We start from the raw sequence: 15,307 nt of genomic DNA, 5'->3' as shown, positions 1-15,307 counted from the left end.
CATAGCCAGGCGGGGACCGGCCCCGCAACCCGTCGTTCGGGGACCGTCGCCCCGCGCCATCCGTCCGACGGTCCCCGAACCACCCGCCCCTACGGCGTTCCGCGCCACCGGTATGTCACCCCCCGTCCTCAGGAGAGCCGCTGATGTCGTACCTGAGCTCCCGTCACCGCCGCAGATTCCCGCCCGGCCGCGGCCCCGCCGCCGTCATGGCCACCGCCCTCGCCGCCACCGCCGCCCTCCTGACGGGCGGATCCGCCGAGGCCGTCCCCACCGCGTCCACCACCCTCGTGGTCGACGCGGCACAGACCCTGCGACCCGTCACCCACGTCGCCACTGGCAGCCTCTACGGCCTGGCCGACAACAGCACACCTGCCGACAGCCTGGTCCAGGCGCTGAAGCCGAACACCTTCGTCCAGATGGCCCCCGGCGGCAGCCAGCTCCCCAACGGCGAGCCCAAGCCCGCCGGCGACGCCCTCGTGGTGGCGGCGAAGGCGGCCCGCGCGGGCGCCAAGGTCGTCGTCCGGATGCCGGACTGGTACCCAAACTTCCCCTACCGGTGGGTGAGCTGGAGCGACTGGCTGTCCGCCGTCGACAAGCAGGTGGCCGCCGTCAAGGCCTCCGGTGCCACCAACATCAGCGCCTACGAGCTGTGGAACGAACCCGACTGGACCTGGGACACCGCCAACGCGGGTGCCTTCAACGCCGGTTGGGCGCGCACCTTCAAACAGGTCCGCGCCAAGGACACCACGACGCCGATCCAGGGCCCGAGCTACTCAGCGTGGAACCAGTCGTGGATGAGCTCCTTCCTCACCGACGCGAAGGCCTCCGGCACGGTCCCGGACGTCATCGCCTGGCACGAGCTCCAGGGCAGCCAGAACATCGCCGCGCACGTGTCCGCGTACCGCGCGCTGGAGTCGAGCCTCGGCATCAGCCCGCGCCCGATCGACATCGAGGAGTACGGCACGCCCGCCGAGATGGGCAACTCCGGTGCCCTCATCGGCTACGCGGCCAAGTTCGAGCGGACCGGTGTGCGGGACGCCGAGCTCGCCTTCTGGAACCACTACGGCACCCTCGGCGACACCCTCACCGACACCGGCGGATCGCCCAACGGCTCGTACTGGACGTACAAGTGGTACGGCGACATGTCCGGCAGCATGCTGGTCACCACACCACCGGCCCAGACCGGCATCGACGGCCTCGCCTCGCGCAACAGCGCGGGCAACCAGATCAGCGTGATCGCCGGCGGATGCACCGGCTCCTGCGCCGTGACGGTCAACGGCCTGAACTCCCTGTCCGCCTTCGGCGGCACCGTCCACGTCAAGCTGGAGTACAGCCCCGGCACCGGCCGCACCACCGCGTCCCCCGGCCCGATCACCGTCTCCGAAGCCGACTACACCGTCAGCAACGGCTCCGTCACCGTGCCGGTCGCGATGAACGCCACCGACGGCTACCACCTGGTGATCACCCCGAGCGGCACCAGCACCTCGCTGGCCGGGCGCTACCAGATCACCAACAGGAACAGCGGACTCGCGCTGGCCACCCTCAACGCGGGTACCGCCCAGGGCACTTCGGTCGTCCAGGCCACGTCCACCACCGGCACCGACCAGAACTGGACCCTGGTGGCCGCCGGTTCGGGCCTCTACAAGATCGTCAACCAGAAGAGCGGGTTGCTGCTCGGCATCACCGACGCCGGGACCGCGGACGGCGGCACCGCCCTGATCTGGGGTGACAACGGCACCGCCGACCACCTGTGGCAGCTCGTCCCCGCCCGCGACGGCTACTACAAGATCGCCAACTACAACAGCGGCCGCCTGCTCGGCGTGGACCAGATGAGCACGGCCTCCGGTGCACAGGTCCTGCAGTGGTCCGACAACGGCACGGCCGACCACCTGTGGAGACTGACCGCTCGCTGACCCGCCGCAGCCCGGCCGACGGCCGATGGGCCCCGCACCCGGTGCGGGGCCCACACGGTCAGCAGGTCGAGTTGGTCTGGGTGAGCAGGCCGAGCCGCCAGGGCAGACTGTTGTAGTCACCGCCGGCGTTGGGGTCCTTCCCCTGGTACAGGTACTGGAGCCTGCACGCCGGAATGGTGAGGGTCTGGTCGTATCCCGCGCGGATCATCTCGCCGTGACTGATGTCCCGGGTCCAGGTGCCTGACGGGAAGGTCACGTTGCTGGACCTGGCGAACGGGTTGCTCTCGGACGCGGCCAGCGGCGACCAGGAGCCGGCGAGGCTGCTCGACGTCCAGGAGCGGAAGTAGCGCCGCCCGTCCGAGCCGATGGCCTCGACCAGCAGCAGGTACTGGTTGCTGCCCTGCACCTTGTAGACGTTGCTCGCTTCGAACAGGGCGTACTTCGAGTCCTGGGCCGCGATGACGGTGTCGGTGAATCCGTTGGGGAACTGCCCGACGGTCGTCCGGGAGCGGTAGAGGTGCCCGTTGTCGTCGGAGGAGAACAGGTAGCAGTTGGCGCTGTCGCAGATCACCCACATGTCGACCCAGTAACCGTTGCCGATGTTCTGGCGGATGATGTCCGGCATCGACGAGTAGAAGTTCTTCGGGGCACTCCACCCGTTGGGATTGCTGATGTCGGGGTTCGTGGAGTACGACGCGTTGCCGGTCTGGTAGACGAGGTACCACAGGCGCTGCGGGGCGTTGTAGAAGACCTGGGGCGCGGCCCGGTACCCGGAGCCCACGGCGGTGCGGTCCAGGTAGTGATGGGTGGCCGAGCCCGCCTGGGACCAGTCGGAGAAGCTCAGGTACACCAGGTTGTACCCGGCGGAGTTCGCGGTGCTGGCGAACACGTGGTACTTGCCGTTGTAGTAGACGACCGACGGGTCCTTGATGCCCGCGACGTTGTGCGTGGCGTCCGACTTCGGCGCGATGAGGGCGCCGCTGGAACTCCAGCGGAACGAGGAGGGCAGCGCCGCGGCGGACCGGGTGGCGGGAGCGCCTGCCGGTTGTGCCGCGGCGGTGCCGCCCAGCGCGGTGAGCGTCGACTGGTAGGCGGGCTTCTTGTTGCCGTTGCGGTCGAACAGCAGGGGGTTCTCGCCGCTGCGCCAGGAGTCGCTGTCGCGGATGCCCCAGACGGTGATGCCGGTGCAGCGCGCCACGTTCATGCACGCCCGGACCGTGTTCGCGTACGCGGTCGTCGGCGCCTGCGCGATGTCGAGCTCGGTGATCTGGACGTCCACGCCGAGCGCGGCGAAGCTCGACAGCGTCGTCTGGAAGCCGGCCGGCGGTCCGCCCGTACCGAAGTGGGACTGGAGGCCGACGCAGTCGATGGGTACCCCGCGCGCCTTGAAGTCGCGGACCATGCGGTAGACGCCCTGGGTCTTGGCGTCGTTCCAGTTCTCGATGTTGTAGTCGTTGTAGCAGAGCTTGGCCGACGGGTCGGCCGACCGCGCGGTGCGGAACGCCTCCTCGACGAACCCGGTGCCCAGCACGTCCCGGAAGACCGAGCTGCGCATCTGGCCGCTGCCGCCGTCGGCGAAGGCCTCGTTGACCACGTCCCAGGAGTGGATCCTGCCCTTGTAGTGGTTCATCACCTGGGTGATGTGGTTGTTCATCACACTGCGCAGGGTGCCCGCGTCCCTGATGGAGCCGACCCAGGAGGGAAGTTGCTGGTGCCAGACCAGGGTGTGTCCGCGCAGGCGCTGCCCGCGCGCCTGCGCCCGGTTCGCGATCTGGTCGCCGGGGCCGAAGTTGAACGAGCCGCGGGAGCGCTCGACGGTGTCCCACTTCATCTCGTTCTCGGGCGTCACCGAGTTGAACTCGCGGTCCAGGATCCCGGTGTACGTGCTGTCGCCGAGCCGCCCCGCGGCCACGGCGGCGCCGAAGTACCGTCCGGACTGGGCCGCCTGGGCGCCCAGCGTGGAGGCGCGGACGTCGTCGGGTGCGGCGGTCGCGGCGCCGGGTGTGACCAGGGCGGCCACGGCCAGCAGGGACAATGCCGAGGCTCGGCGACGGCCGATCCGTTTCAGAGGGTTCATGGTTCTCCTCGTGCGGGTGAGTGGGGGGTTGCGCTGTGCGGTCGACGGGACGGGATCAGGGCGTCGACAGTTCGAACCGCAGGACGCGGACCGCGCCGCCGAGCGCCCGGGTGGCGTGGTTGAAGAGGGCGAACCGGTAGCCCATGAAGAAGCGCCAGTCGTTGCCCATGGAGAAGGCGGGCCCGAGCGGGGTGAAGCGGGTGCCGTCGGTGCTGTAGGAGAAGGTGCCGGGGCGGGCCGCGCCGGGCCGGATGTCCGCGCTCGCGCGCAGCCACACACCGCTTCCCGAAAGGGCCGCGCTCGCGACCTCGACGCCGGTTCCGGTGGTGTTCCAACTGCCGTCCATGGTCAGTCCGTTGACCATCACGATCCGTGTCGTCCCGCCGTCGCGCTTGAGTCCGATCCACGCGGAGGAGTCCCGCAGCAGCGCGAGTCCTGCCCGGTCGCCGTCCCGCATCGCCGAGTGGTCGAGCTGGACCGTGGCGGTGGAGGTGGGCCCCTGGATGCGGTGCGTGAGGGTGTTGCGGGCCCAGTACAGGTCGTTGGTGACGGTCGCGGTCCGCAGGGTCAGGCCGTTGCCGACCGACCACTTGGTGTTGTCCGGGTTGTGGTTCCACTCCCACCGGGGCTTGAGGACCGTACCGTCGAAGGTGTCCACTCCGGTCATGGGGGTGACCTGGCGTGGCGGGGCGGGCACGGCCGGGGCGGGGTACGACGTCCCCCAGGCGCCGTTGACCAGTTGGACCACGGGCCAGCCGTCCGAGGTCCAGGTGACGGGCGCGAGGACCGGCACCCGGCCGCCGGGGTAGGCGTCCACGAAGGCCATGTAGTACCAGGCGCCGCCCTGGGTCTGCACCAGCCCGCCCTGGTGCGGGACACCGCCGCCGGAGATCGGCCCGCGCAGGTCCAGGAGCACCTGGCGCATGGTGTACGGGCCGAAGGGACCGCCGGAGGACTTCAGGATGTACTGGCCGTTGGCCGGACGGGTCAGGAAGATGTAGTACTGCCCGTTGATCTTGTAGAAGCGGGAGCCCTCCAGGGTGCCGACACTCGACGGTGTGGTGAACACCTGCTGGGTGCGGACCTGGCTGCGGCCGTCGGGCGAGAGCTGCGCCACGCTGATGGTGGTGTTCCCGTACGCCACGTACAGGGTGTCGTCGGTGTCGACGAGCAACCCAGCGTCGTAGTAAGGGGTGTTGATCGTCGTCAGTCTGCTCCACGGCCCCTCGACGGAGGTGGCGGTGTAGACGTAGGTCCTGGCGAAGTCGATCTGGCCGAGCCAGTAGAACGTCCTGTTGCTCGGACGGTAGGCCAGGGACGAGGCCCAGATGCCTCTGACGTAACCGCGGGCCCCGTTGAGGTCGTACTTGGCTCCGAAGTCGAGGACGGGCACCGAGTGACCGGCGATCTCCCAGTTCACGAGGTCGTACGAACGCAGCACGGGTGCGCCCGGGGAGTAGTGCATGGTCGAGGCGGAGGCGTAGTAGGTGTCGCCGACGCGGATGACGTCGATGTCCGCGAAGTCCTGCCAGACCACCGGGTTGGTGTACTGCGCGGCGGCAAGGGACGTACCCCGAGCGGACGCGGTGGTGGGCAGGGGGCCTGCGAGCGGCAGCAGTGCTCCGGCGACCAGGCCGCCGGCCGCGGTCAGCGCCCGTCGGCGGTCCATGGGTTGGCGAGGGCATGACATATCCATGTGTCGTTCTCTCTGCGAGGGAGCGCTGGGGGAGGGCTGGTCCTGCTCGTTCGAGATTGCGAACGCTGACTGGGGTATCGAGCATCCAGGATGATAGGAGGCTGCTATGCCCCGTCAATGCCTTTCGCAGGATTCGCTGTTGAAGTCGAAACATTTCGACAAATCGGCCGGATCGATGTAGTCCGGCCCGACGATTGGCCGTCCCTGAGGTGTTGACATGTCCAGGTCCACCTCTAGCATCCGTACAGCCAACGATCCGAAAGCCGATCGAAATTTCGAACTGTCGGCACGGGGCGGAACCGGGACACCGGCCGACGGCCCAGTCCACGGCGCCCCCTGAAAGGAGTCCCTGGTGCCCCGATCCACAGGCAGACGACTGCTCCGCGTCTTCGCGGCCACCGCGCTGGCGGTGACCGCGTCCCTGACGGTCTCTGCCCACTCCACCGCCGTGGCCGCCCCGGGCAGCCCCGCACTCACCCCGCCCCTGGGCTGGAACAGCTGGAACAGCTTCGGATGCGGGATCACCGAGGCGCAGGTCCGCCAGGCCGCCGACGCGATGGTGTCCTCCGGAATGCGGGACGCCGGCTACCGGTACGTCGTCGTCGACGACTGCTGGTTCGATCCGCAGCGCGACGCGGCCGGCAACCTGCGGGCCAACGCGACCAAGTTCCCCAGCGGGATGAAGGCCCTGGGGGACTACATCCACAGCAAGGGCCTGAAGTTCGGCATCTACCAGGTGCCGGGCGAGCGCACCTGCGCGCAGACCACCGGCGCCTATCCGGGCTCGACGGGCAGCAGAGGGCACGAGACGCAGGACGCCGCCACCTTCGCCTCCTGGGGCGTCGACTACCTCAAGTACGACTGGTGTTCCTCCAGCGGCACCCGCGACGAGCAGGTCGCGCGTTTCACGCTGATGCGTGACGCCCTGCGTGCCACCGGGCGGCCGATCGTCTACAGCATCAACCCCAACAGCTTCCACGCCATCACCGGCTCCACGTACAACTGGGGCGAGGTCGCCGACCTGTGGCGGACGACCGAGGACCTGCTCGACATCTGGCAGAACGGCAACACCAACAGCTATCCGATGGGCGTCGGCAACGTCCTGGACGTCACCGCGCCGCTGGCGGCCCAGTCCGGCCCCGGGCACTGGAACGACCCCGACATGCTGGTCGTGGGCCGCCCCGGCCTGTCACTGACGGAGTCCCGCTCGCACTTCGCCCTGTGGGCGCTGCTCGCCGCACCGCTCATGGCCGGCAACGACATCCGCACCATGTCCGCCGACGTCAGCGCGATCCTGCGCAACCCGCGCCTGCTGGCGGTGAACCAGGACCCACTGGGCGCGGGCGGCCGCAGGGTCCGCGACGACGGCAACACCGAGGTGTTCGCCAAGCCCCTGTCCGACGGCTCGGTCGCGGTAGGCCTGTTCAACCGGGGAAGCGGCACCGCGAACGTCAGCACCACGGCCGCCCAAGTAGGCCTGTCCGGCGGGCCGTTCACACTGACCGACCTGTGGAGCGGCGGTACGTCCAGCACATCGGGGCAGATCTCGGCGAGCGTGCCCGCGCACGGCGTGGCCGTGTTCCGGGTGACCGGTGGCAGCCCGGTGTCCGCCACCACCTCCCGGCTGCGGGGCAACGCCTCCGGCCGCTGCGTGGACGTGGACAACGCCTCCACCGCGTCCGGGGCCACGGTGCTGCTCTGGGACTGCCACACGGCGGCCAACCAGCTGTGGACCACGTGGGCCGGCGGCGAGATCCGCGTCTTCGGCGACAAGTGCCTGGACGCCTACAACCAGGGCACGGCCAACGGCACCCGCGTCATCACCTGGCCCTGCAACGGCCAGGACAACCAGAAGTGGACCGTCGCCTCCGACGGGACCGTTCGCAATGTCCACGCCGGACTGTGCCTCGACGCCAACGGGTCCGGCACCGCCAACGGCACCGCGCTGGTGCTGTGGAGCTGCAACGGCCAGGCGAGCCAGAAATGGAGCCGCGTGTGACGGCGTGGCGGTGAGCTGACCGCTCGCGGGAGAGCGGTGCCCCGGTCACCGGGAGGGTGACCGGGGCACCGGCTGCTCAGGCCGCCGTGCCGGTGACCGAGCCCTGGGACCTGGTGACGTGGTAGGTCACGGTGGCGCCGCTGTAGAAGTGGAAGGTCAGCGTCACGGGTTCGCCGTCGCGGAGGGCGTTGAGGAAGGCGGGCGTCAGAACGATCGTGCCGCCTGGGTAGTCGGGTGAGAAGGCCTGGTTGAACTCCTGGTACGGCGTCCAGCCGGTCTGGCCGGCGTTGCCGCCGTCGGCGTACCTGGCCTCCATGGTCGCCAGCGCGTCACCCCGGTACCGCGTGGGGACGGCGAACGAGTCGGCCGTGCCCGTGGCGTCGGACAGCACCGGAGTGTCGTGGGTGACCACGTCGATCTGCCAGGGCAGGCCGCGGGAGAAGCGCGCCTGGAGCGTGGCGTTGACCCCGTAGGCGCGGTCGCCGGTCAGCCGGGTCAGCGCGCGGGCCGTGAGGGTGAGCCGGCTGCCGGACAGGGTGTAGTCCTGCCCCGCGACGAGCTGCCTCGTGCCCTGCCACAGACCGCGGAAGGTCGTGCCGTTGGGGTTGAGGGTGAGCGTCTTCGCTGTGATCGGGCTCGCCTTCGGCACGTAGACCCTGTCGAAGGAGGCGGTCCCCGAGCGGGTGGTCCAGCTCGACCTGATCCAGGCGAACAGGGCCGGGTCCCGCCACCGGAGCGTCTCGCGGTTCAGGAAGGCGAAGGGATCCCACAGGGCGGTGGTGACACCGGCGGCGCGCGCCGCGTACCCGACGTGCTCGAAGTACTTCAGCGCCTCACCGCGCTCCACCCGGTCGGGATGGTAGAAGTCGGGCCAGCTGAGCAGGCCGTACTCGCCCAGGTAGACCGGGATGTTCCTGGCGACGAACGTGTCGTGCATCCGGGCGAAGGCGTCGGTCAGGTCCTTCTGGGCGGTGTCGTCGTACAGCGTGCCGCCCGCGACGTTCACGCTGAACGGATACCAGCCGTAGTAGTGCACGGTGGCGACCAGATTGCTGTCGTGCAACGCGCCGATCGTGGCGGACAGGTCGTCCATCAGGCTCTGCGAGGGCGTGCAGCCCAGGGTCGGCAGGACGAGGAGGCGGTTCGCGTTGCCGCCGCCCGAGGAGCGGACGATCGTGTGGAAGGAGGTGTTCAGCTCGTTGAGGAGCTGGGCCTTCTGCGTGTCCGTGGCGTTGTCGAAGACCGGTTCGTTGACGCTCTCGAAGAGCAGGCCGCGCGGCTCGTCGCGGAACTCCGAGGAGACCTGGGTCCAGGTCGCGTCGAAGCGGGCGAGCACGTTGTCGTGGTCGGCGGGCATCTTCGAGATCCACTGCCACGAGTCGTGGTGGACGTTGAGCACGACGTACAGGCCGTCGGCGAGCGCCCAGTCCACCACCTGCCGGACGCGGCTCATGAAGGTGGCGTCGATGGTGTACGGCGCGGTGGCGGACTGGTGGTCGGTCCAGGTCACCGGGATCCGGACGCTGCGGAAGCCCTGGGCGCGGATGGTGTCGAACAGGTCCTCGGTGACCTTCGGGTTGCCCCAGGACGTCTCGTCCGGGATGGCGTCCAGGGTGTTGCCCAGATTCCAGCTCGGCTGCATCGCGGCGACGGCGTCCATGGCGCGGGCCGGCACGCTCACCGTCGTCGACGCCGGTTCGGCCGTGCCGTCGGGCGCCGCGACGGCGGTGGCGGCGGACAGGCCCAGGACGACGAGCATCGCCGTCAGCAGGGCGGCCAGACGGCCGGGCGCGCGGCGGCGGTCACGCGGTGGTGCGGGGTGCCGTGTGTCCCTCATGTTCTCCCCTTCCTCGGGTGGTGCGCTGGAGGCGTGCCTTTCGTGCGGTGGGGACTCAGCCGTCGAGGGGCTCGTAGTCGAACCAGTCGAAGTGGACGGCGCCCGCGGTGGCGTACATGCCGATGACCCGGCCCGTGAAGCCGCCGGCGACCTCGGTCGACAGGTAGCGGCCGTCGAGGCTCGCGAGCTCGGTGCACGTCCCGTCGGACTGCTCGACGCCGAGGGAGACGACGTCGGGTCCGGTGCACGGCCCGTGCGGCGGAGGCGGGTCCGTGACGGTGACGGAGAGGACCACCGGTCCGGCGGGCACGGAGTCCTCGGCCACGACCGTGCGCAGGGAGCCGACGCGCGCGACGACCCGCACCCGCGTGCCCGACACCTCGATCGCGTAGTGGTGCCGCTCGTCGAGCCGGACGGCGAGACCCCCGTCCCCTTCCGCGGCATCGACGAGAACGCGCGCCCGGCACGACGGATGCTGCTGGCGCCGGCCGGTGAAGACCACGTCGGGCTCGTCCAGGGAACCGCCCCGCGCGCGGAGCGTCAGCCACCCGGGTCGCTCCTTGGTGGTGCAGTGCTCGGCGGGCCGGTCGCGCAACGAGATCCAGTACGGCCGCAGTTCGGCCAGTTCGAAGTCGTCGCGCTGCTCCTCGGCTGGGCCGGGGACCAGCGGCCAGGGCGGCACGGGCAGGTCAAGGGCGACCTCGTCGACGACCGGCCAGCCGTCCGCCCAGCTCACGGGGGCGAGGAAGGTCTCGCGCCCGAGCACGTGCCAGCCGGGGGTGCCGCCGCGCGGCCGTACGCCGAGCAGGACCATCCACCAGGAGCCGTCGGGGCCCTGGACCAGGTCCGCGTGCCCGGTGTTCTGCACCGGACTGTCGGTGCCGCGATGGGTGAGGACCGGGTTGTCCGGACACGGCTCGAACGGCCCGTCCGGCCTGCGGGCACGGGCGATCGACACACCGTGGCCGCGCTCGGTGCCGCCCTCGGCGATGAGCAGGTACCAGTACTCGCCGATCCGGTACAGGTGCGGCGCCTCCGGGGCCTTGGCGCCGGGCCCGCCCGACCAGAGGCTGTGCGGAGTGCCGTAGGTCTGCCCGGTGGACGGGTCGATGCGGACCTGCGCGACCCCGGCGATCGTGCACCAGCAGGTGCCGTCCTCGTCCCAGGCGAGGTCGGGATCGATGCCGGGCACCCCCGGCGCCCGGACGGGATCCGACCACGGGCCGGCCGGGTCGGTCGCCGTGACGATCAGGTTGCCGCCGCCCTCGCTGCAGTTGGTGACGATCAGCCAGAAGCGTCCGTCGTGGTGGCGCAGGGTGGGGGCGTAGATCCCGCCGGAGGACGGCATGCCGGCCGGGAGCCGCAACTGCTCCGGCCGGTCCAGGACGTTGCCGATCTGCGTCCAGTGCACCAGATCGCGGCTGTGGAAGAGGGGCACGCCGGGGAAGTACTCGAAGCTGGAGCAGGCGAGGTAGTAGTCGTCGCCGACGCGGCAGACGCTGGGGTCCGGGTGGAAGCCGGGGATCACGGGGTTGGTGACATGTCCGTCCGGCTGGCGCAGAGGGGGCACCCGATGGGTCCTCTCGTCGAGTCGTGGGCGAGGCGCGGGTGGTGCGGGTGGTGCGGGACACAGAGACGGTGACGGCGCTGTCGAAGCGCTTCACCTGGCACGCGAAGGTAACGGACGAGATTCATCCGAAACAAGGGTCTTGTCGCCGTGAGAGCGCGGTTATCGGCTGCGCGGCCGGACAGCGGGCCCTGTTGCGAAGGCCGTCGATGCGCTTCGACATCTGCGCCCGTTTGATGGCCGGGCGGTCTCTGTGCGAGCCTTCTTCCACTCCACCGGAAGGTCTGACCCCGATGCTCGGCATGGTTGTCTGGGACGTCCGCTCTCGCGCTTCGACGCGAGAGCGGTAACCACCACCTGCTTCCACGCACACGCCCGTCCGACGGACCGGCGTGGGTTCGGTCTGCTCCTCGTCGAAGTGCTCTTCGTGTCCCCGCACGTTCGACCACGAGGAGTACGTGGTGTCCACCATTCACTGGACCCTGGGTCACACCCGCCGGTCCGCCCGCTGGCATTCCGAGAGCGCCGTCCCCCTTCCCCGGCGAACCGTCGTCGCCGACGACCGCACGAAGGCGGACGACGCCTACCGTCAGGCGTGCGAAGGAACAGCCCTGCTCTGGCAGGGCGACTTCCACAACGCCCGGCAACTGCTCCAGGCGATGAGCCGCCGCATCGACCGCAGGGCGACCCGGCCCACCGGGCCCGGCACCTCCCTGAGCGAGTCCTTCCACCTGCTCCGGCGCAGCAGCGGTCACCGCGCCCGCGTGCTCGGCAGACTGCTGGTGCTGCTGGACGACGACCACACCCTGGCGTTGCGCCGGGCTCCCGACGTACGCCAGGCGTGTCTGGAGGCCTACGGCCCCCCGCAGGGGCCCATGGCGGTGCCTCTCAGGGAACTGCTGGGAGTCGTCGGCGCCCATCAGTGGCGCCGGAGAGGGGTCGACGTGCCGGCGCTCGGCGCCCGCGTCCATCCCCACTACGGCGTGTTCGCACCCGTGAGAGGCGAGTACGTCGACCTGGTCGCCCGCGCGCCGCTGCCCCCGTCGATCCGACACCGTGCCGACGCCGGTACGGGATTCGATCTCGGCACCGGAACGGGCGTCCTCGCCGCGGTCCTGGCCCGCCGAGGCGTCCACCGAGTCGTCGCCACCGACATCAGTCCCCGTGCCCTGGCCTGTGCCCGGGACAACGTCGACCGGCTCGCCCTGACCGATCGGATCGAGGTGTGGGGCCCCGGCCTGTTCCCCGAGGGCCGCGCCGATCTCGTCGTGTGCAACCCGCCCTGGCTCCCCGCCCGTCCGACCAGTTCCCTCGATCAAGGCGTCTACGACCCGGACGGCACCATGCTCCACGGCTTCCTCGCCGGACTGGCCGCCCACCTCCGACCGGGCGGGGAGGGCTGGCTCGTCCTGTCCGACCTGGCGGAACACCTCGGCCTGCGCACTCGCCGGCACCTGCTCGACGCCGTCGAGGCGGCCGGCCTCCACGTCGTGGACAAGATCGACACCAAGCCACGGCACCCCCGCTCCAAGGACGCCACCGACCCACTCCACGCTGCGCGCAGCGCCGAGATCACGTCTCTCTGGCGGCTGGGAACCACGCCGTGACCGGCTTTTGGACCGCGGAAGGGCATCGCGCCCGTCCTGCACTGGCGGAACCGGTGGGCACCTGGCTTGCGCGACGGCCGGAACCGGCGGGTGGATCGGCCGCCTTCACCCGGGGGTCCAGCCACCGACGCGGGGTCTGCCGTCCGCCTCGGCGGCGAGGTACGACCGGGCTCGCGGCCCGGGACGAGGACGCTGAGCGGTCTGCCGGTGCGGTGCCGTCAGGCCCGTCGGCGCTCCTCCCGTTGCCGGACCAGTTCTTCGACCGCGCTCGGCAGCGTCGTCTCGAAGTCGATGAGCTTCGCCCACGTCGGGGTCACGACGATCCGGACCATGCCGTCGTGGTAGAGCGAGCGCACCTCCGCCTCCCATTCCACCCGTTGCTCGGGGGTCATCTCGTAGGTGCTGGTGGGCTGGAGGTACTCGTCCGGGATGCCGTCGACGTAGTCCAGTTCGGCCCGGCCCCGGATGAGCAGGATCCTGGGCGGGTGCACCTCGGTGTCGATCGTCAGGGCGACGGCCGGGTTCTCGCGCAGGGACGCGAGCTTCGGGGCGTTCTTCGTGGTGCACATGACGATCTCCGAGCCGTTCCAGACGAACGCGATCGGGACGTTGCGGGGCGTGCCGTCCTTGGCGACGTAGGCCAGCCGGGTCAGGTCGCGGGCCAGCAGTTCCTGGCTGATCGGTCGGTTCAGGACCTCGGTGATCTCGTTCGCCTGCATGATGGTTCCTCCGCTCGTGGCCTCTTGTGCCCCCGGGACGGAGTCGGCGCGCCGTTCTCGACATCCGGCACACGGCGAAGCGGGAGATGTGTCCTCACGGCCCGTCCGGGCTCCAGCTCGGGCGGCGGCGCGGGGGTCCGGCGAGGATCAGTTGCTCGAGGCCGGCGTACCGCTCGCGTGCCCGGCGGGCGCTGCCGCGACCGCTCAGGACGGTGAACAGCCAGCCGCAGGCGAAGCCCACCGGCACGGATACCAGGGCCGTCGTGGTGAAGGGGAACCAGTTCAGGTCGGCCTCCGGGAGGGCCGACGTGGGGGACCCGGAGACGAGCCGGGTGCCCGACATCAGGACCAGGACGGCGAGCGAGCCGCCGATCAGCGTGCCGAGCAGTCCGGCCTTGCCGAAGCGCCGCCAGAACAGCGAGTAGACCAGCGCGGGCGCGATGGCGGAGGCGCCCATGCAGAAGGAGAGGGTGGCCAGGGCCTGGAGGCTGCGGTGCTGGGCGAGGGCGGCCAGCAGCACCACGGGGATGCCGACGATCAGCGCGCAGGCCCGTGCGAAGGTCATCTCCCGCAGGGCGGGCATGCCGCGGCCACGGGAGGCGATGACGTCGTGCGCCAGCGAGTTGGCGCAGGCGAGCGTCATGCCGGCGACGGACGCCAGGAGGGTCAGGAAGATCGCCGTGGTGACGGTGCTGAACACCAGGCTCTCGGCGCGGGAGACGTCGGCCCCGAACACGGCGCGCGCGCCCAGCAGATAGGCGGTGCTGCCGTGCGGGTCGGCGGCCGTGATCCGCTCGCGGCCGACCAGTGCCGTGGCACCGAGGGCGATCACGGTGATCACCAGCATGAACAGGGCGACGGAGGACACCGCCCAGGACATGGTGCGGCGTACCTGACGCGCGTTGCCCGCGGTGTACATCCGCATGGTGACGTGCGGCAGGCAGGCGCCGCCGAGCACGATGGCGACCTGGGTGCTGATCATGTCGAGGCCGGGGTGCGGCCCGTCCGAGAACTGCAGGCCGTACTGGAGGAACGCCTGACCGGTGCCGCTGCGCTGCGCGGCGGTGTCGACCAGCGTTCCCGGGTGCCAGCCGAAGGAGGCGAGGACGAGCACGGCGACCACGAGGCCGGATCCGAGGAGCATCACCGTCTTGATGATCTGGATCAGCGCGGTGCCCCGCATCCCGCCCAGGGCGGCGTAGCTGATCATCAGGACGCCGGCGCCGACGATGCAGCCGGTCTGCATGGCACGGTCGGAGAAGCCGAGGATGAACGCCAGGAGCTGCCCCACGCCCGCCAGTTGCACGATCATCATCGGGATCAGCGAGAGCAGGGTCACCGCGCAGGCGGTGATGCGTACGGCCCGCCCGGGGACACGTCGGCTCAGCGCGTCACCCATGGTGAACCGACCGGTGTTGTGCAGGGGTTCGGCGAGCAGGAACATCAGCAGGAGCAGGGACAGCAGGGTGCTCAGCGCCAGGACGACTCCGTCGTAGCCGCACAGCGCGATGACCCCGCCGATGGTGAGCACGGTCGCGGCGGAGATGTAGTCCCCGGCGACCGCCAGGCCGTTGCGCAGCGGGGAGAGCGTTCGGTATCCGGTGTAGAACTCCTCCAGGTCGTCGCGGTCGGGGCCGGTCAGGACGCACAGCAGGAGCGTGAGGGTGACGACACTGCAGAAGGCGACCAGGGACCAGGACTGCGCGGAGCCGCCGAGGTCGGTCATGCCCGGGCCCGCCCGTCGCCGTCGGCAGGCCGTGCGTACCGGCTGACCCGGCGGGCCAGGGGGTCGACGAAGCGGCCTGCCGCGTACTCGAACAGCAGGACGGCCAGCCAGGTGACGGGGATCTGTACGACGGCGAGCAGCAGGCCGGTGGGGAGTCCGCCGGGTC

Annotated in this window: 9 protein-coding genes; 3 read left to right on the top strand and 6 right to left on the bottom strand. The window is 70.4% G+C overall.

Annotation, left to right across the window (positions count from 1 at the left end; translation table 11 throughout):
- Nucleotides 1-143: 143 nt before the first annotated feature.
- Complete coding sequence (locus AOJ26_RS44980) at nucleotides 144-1,913, top strand: RICIN domain-containing protein (protein WP_053851569.1); 1,770 nt, start codon at nucleotides 144-146, stop codon at nucleotides 1,911-1,913.
- Nucleotides 1,914-1,971: 58 nt separating this feature from the next.
- Here the strand turns inward: AOJ26_RS44980 and AOJ26_RS30330 are convergent, their stop codons facing one another.
- Entirely contained in the window at nucleotides 1,972-3,990 is a 2,019-nt protein-coding gene (locus AOJ26_RS30330) for a non-reducing end alpha-L-arabinofuranosidase family hydrolase (protein WP_053851568.1), read from the bottom strand.
- 55 nt (nucleotides 3,991-4,045) lie between these two features.
- Nucleotides 4,046-5,680, bottom strand: coding sequence for a glycoside hydrolase 43 family protein (locus tag AOJ26_RS30325; RefSeq protein WP_086724573.1), 1,635 nt, complete (start codon nucleotides 5,678-5,680; stop codon nucleotides 4,046-4,048).
- 358 nt (nucleotides 5,681-6,038) lie between these two features.
- On the opposite strand from AOJ26_RS30325, the gene AOJ26_RS30320 reads away from it, so the two are divergent.
- Nucleotides 6,039-7,685 (top strand): glycoside hydrolase family 27 protein, encoded by a 1,647-nt coding sequence (locus tag AOJ26_RS30320; RefSeq protein ID WP_053851566.1) that lies wholly within the window; start codon nucleotides 6,039-6,041, stop codon nucleotides 7,683-7,685.
- Nucleotides 7,686-7,761: 76 nt separating this feature from the next.
- Here AOJ26_RS30320 and AOJ26_RS30315 read toward each other — a convergent pair whose 3' ends face one another.
- Entirely contained in the window at nucleotides 7,762-9,522 is a 1,761-nt protein-coding gene (locus tag AOJ26_RS30315) for a cellulase family glycosylhydrolase (RefSeq protein ID WP_053851565.1), read from the bottom strand.
- A gap of 55 nt (nucleotides 9,523-9,577) precedes the next feature.
- Complete coding sequence (locus AOJ26_RS30310; RefSeq protein WP_053851564.1) at nucleotides 9,578-11,092, bottom strand: glycoside hydrolase family 43 protein; 1,515 nt, start codon at nucleotides 11,090-11,092, stop codon at nucleotides 9,578-9,580.
- Between the two features lie 458 nt (nucleotides 11,093-11,550).
- Between AOJ26_RS30310 and AOJ26_RS30305 the strand changes: the two genes are divergently transcribed.
- Nucleotides 11,551-12,696 (top strand): methyltransferase, encoded by a 1,146-nt coding sequence (locus AOJ26_RS30305; protein ID WP_053851563.1) that lies wholly within the window; start codon nucleotides 11,551-11,553, stop codon nucleotides 12,694-12,696.
- Between the two features lie 218 nt (nucleotides 12,697-12,914).
- Here AOJ26_RS30305 and AOJ26_RS30300 read toward each other — a convergent pair whose 3' ends face one another.
- Nucleotides 12,915-13,415 (bottom strand): pyridoxamine 5'-phosphate oxidase family protein, encoded by a 501-nt coding sequence (locus AOJ26_RS30300; protein WP_053851562.1) that lies wholly within the window; start codon nucleotides 13,413-13,415, stop codon nucleotides 12,915-12,917.
- 94 nt (nucleotides 13,416-13,509) lie between these two features.
- A complete protein-coding gene (locus tag AOJ26_RS30295; RefSeq protein ID WP_053851561.1) occupies nucleotides 13,510-15,141 on the bottom strand; it encodes a cation acetate symporter in 1,632 nt (543 codons plus the stop codon).
- Between the last annotated feature and the right edge of the window lie 166 nt (nucleotides 15,142-15,307).

The organism is Streptomyces sp. NRRL B-24085 (assembly GCF_001282115.1).
GTDB lineage: Bacteria > Actinomycetota > Actinomycetes > Streptomycetales > Streptomycetaceae > Streptomyces.
Note: the sequence above shows the minus strand (reverse complement) of the source record. Positions and strands in the feature narration are given on the sequence as shown.

Excerpts from the sequence above, each read along its gene's own strand:
- AOJ26_RS44980 (WP_053851569.1), top strand. The coding sequence starts at position 144 with ATGTCGTACCTGAGCTCCCGTCACCGCCGCAGATTCCCGCCCGGCCGC.
- AOJ26_RS30315 (WP_053851565.1), bottom strand. The coding sequence starts at position 9,522 with ATGAGGGACACACGGCACCCCGCACCACCGCGTGACCGCCGCCGCGCG.
- AOJ26_RS30330 (WP_053851568.1), bottom strand. The coding sequence starts at position 3,990 with ATGAACCCTCTGAAACGGATCGGCCGTCGCCGAGCCTCGGCATTGTCC.
- AOJ26_RS30325 (WP_086724573.1), bottom strand. The coding sequence starts at position 5,680 with ATGTCATGCCCTCGCCAACCCATGGACCGCCGACGGGCGCTGACCGCG.
- AOJ26_RS30300 (WP_053851562.1), bottom strand. The coding sequence starts at position 13,415 with ATGCAGGCGAACGAGATCACCGAGGTCCTGAACCGACCGATCAGCCAG.
- AOJ26_RS30295 (WP_053851561.1), bottom strand. The coding sequence starts at position 15,141 with ATGACCGACCTCGGCGGCTCCGCGCAGTCCTGGTCCCTGGTCGCCTTC.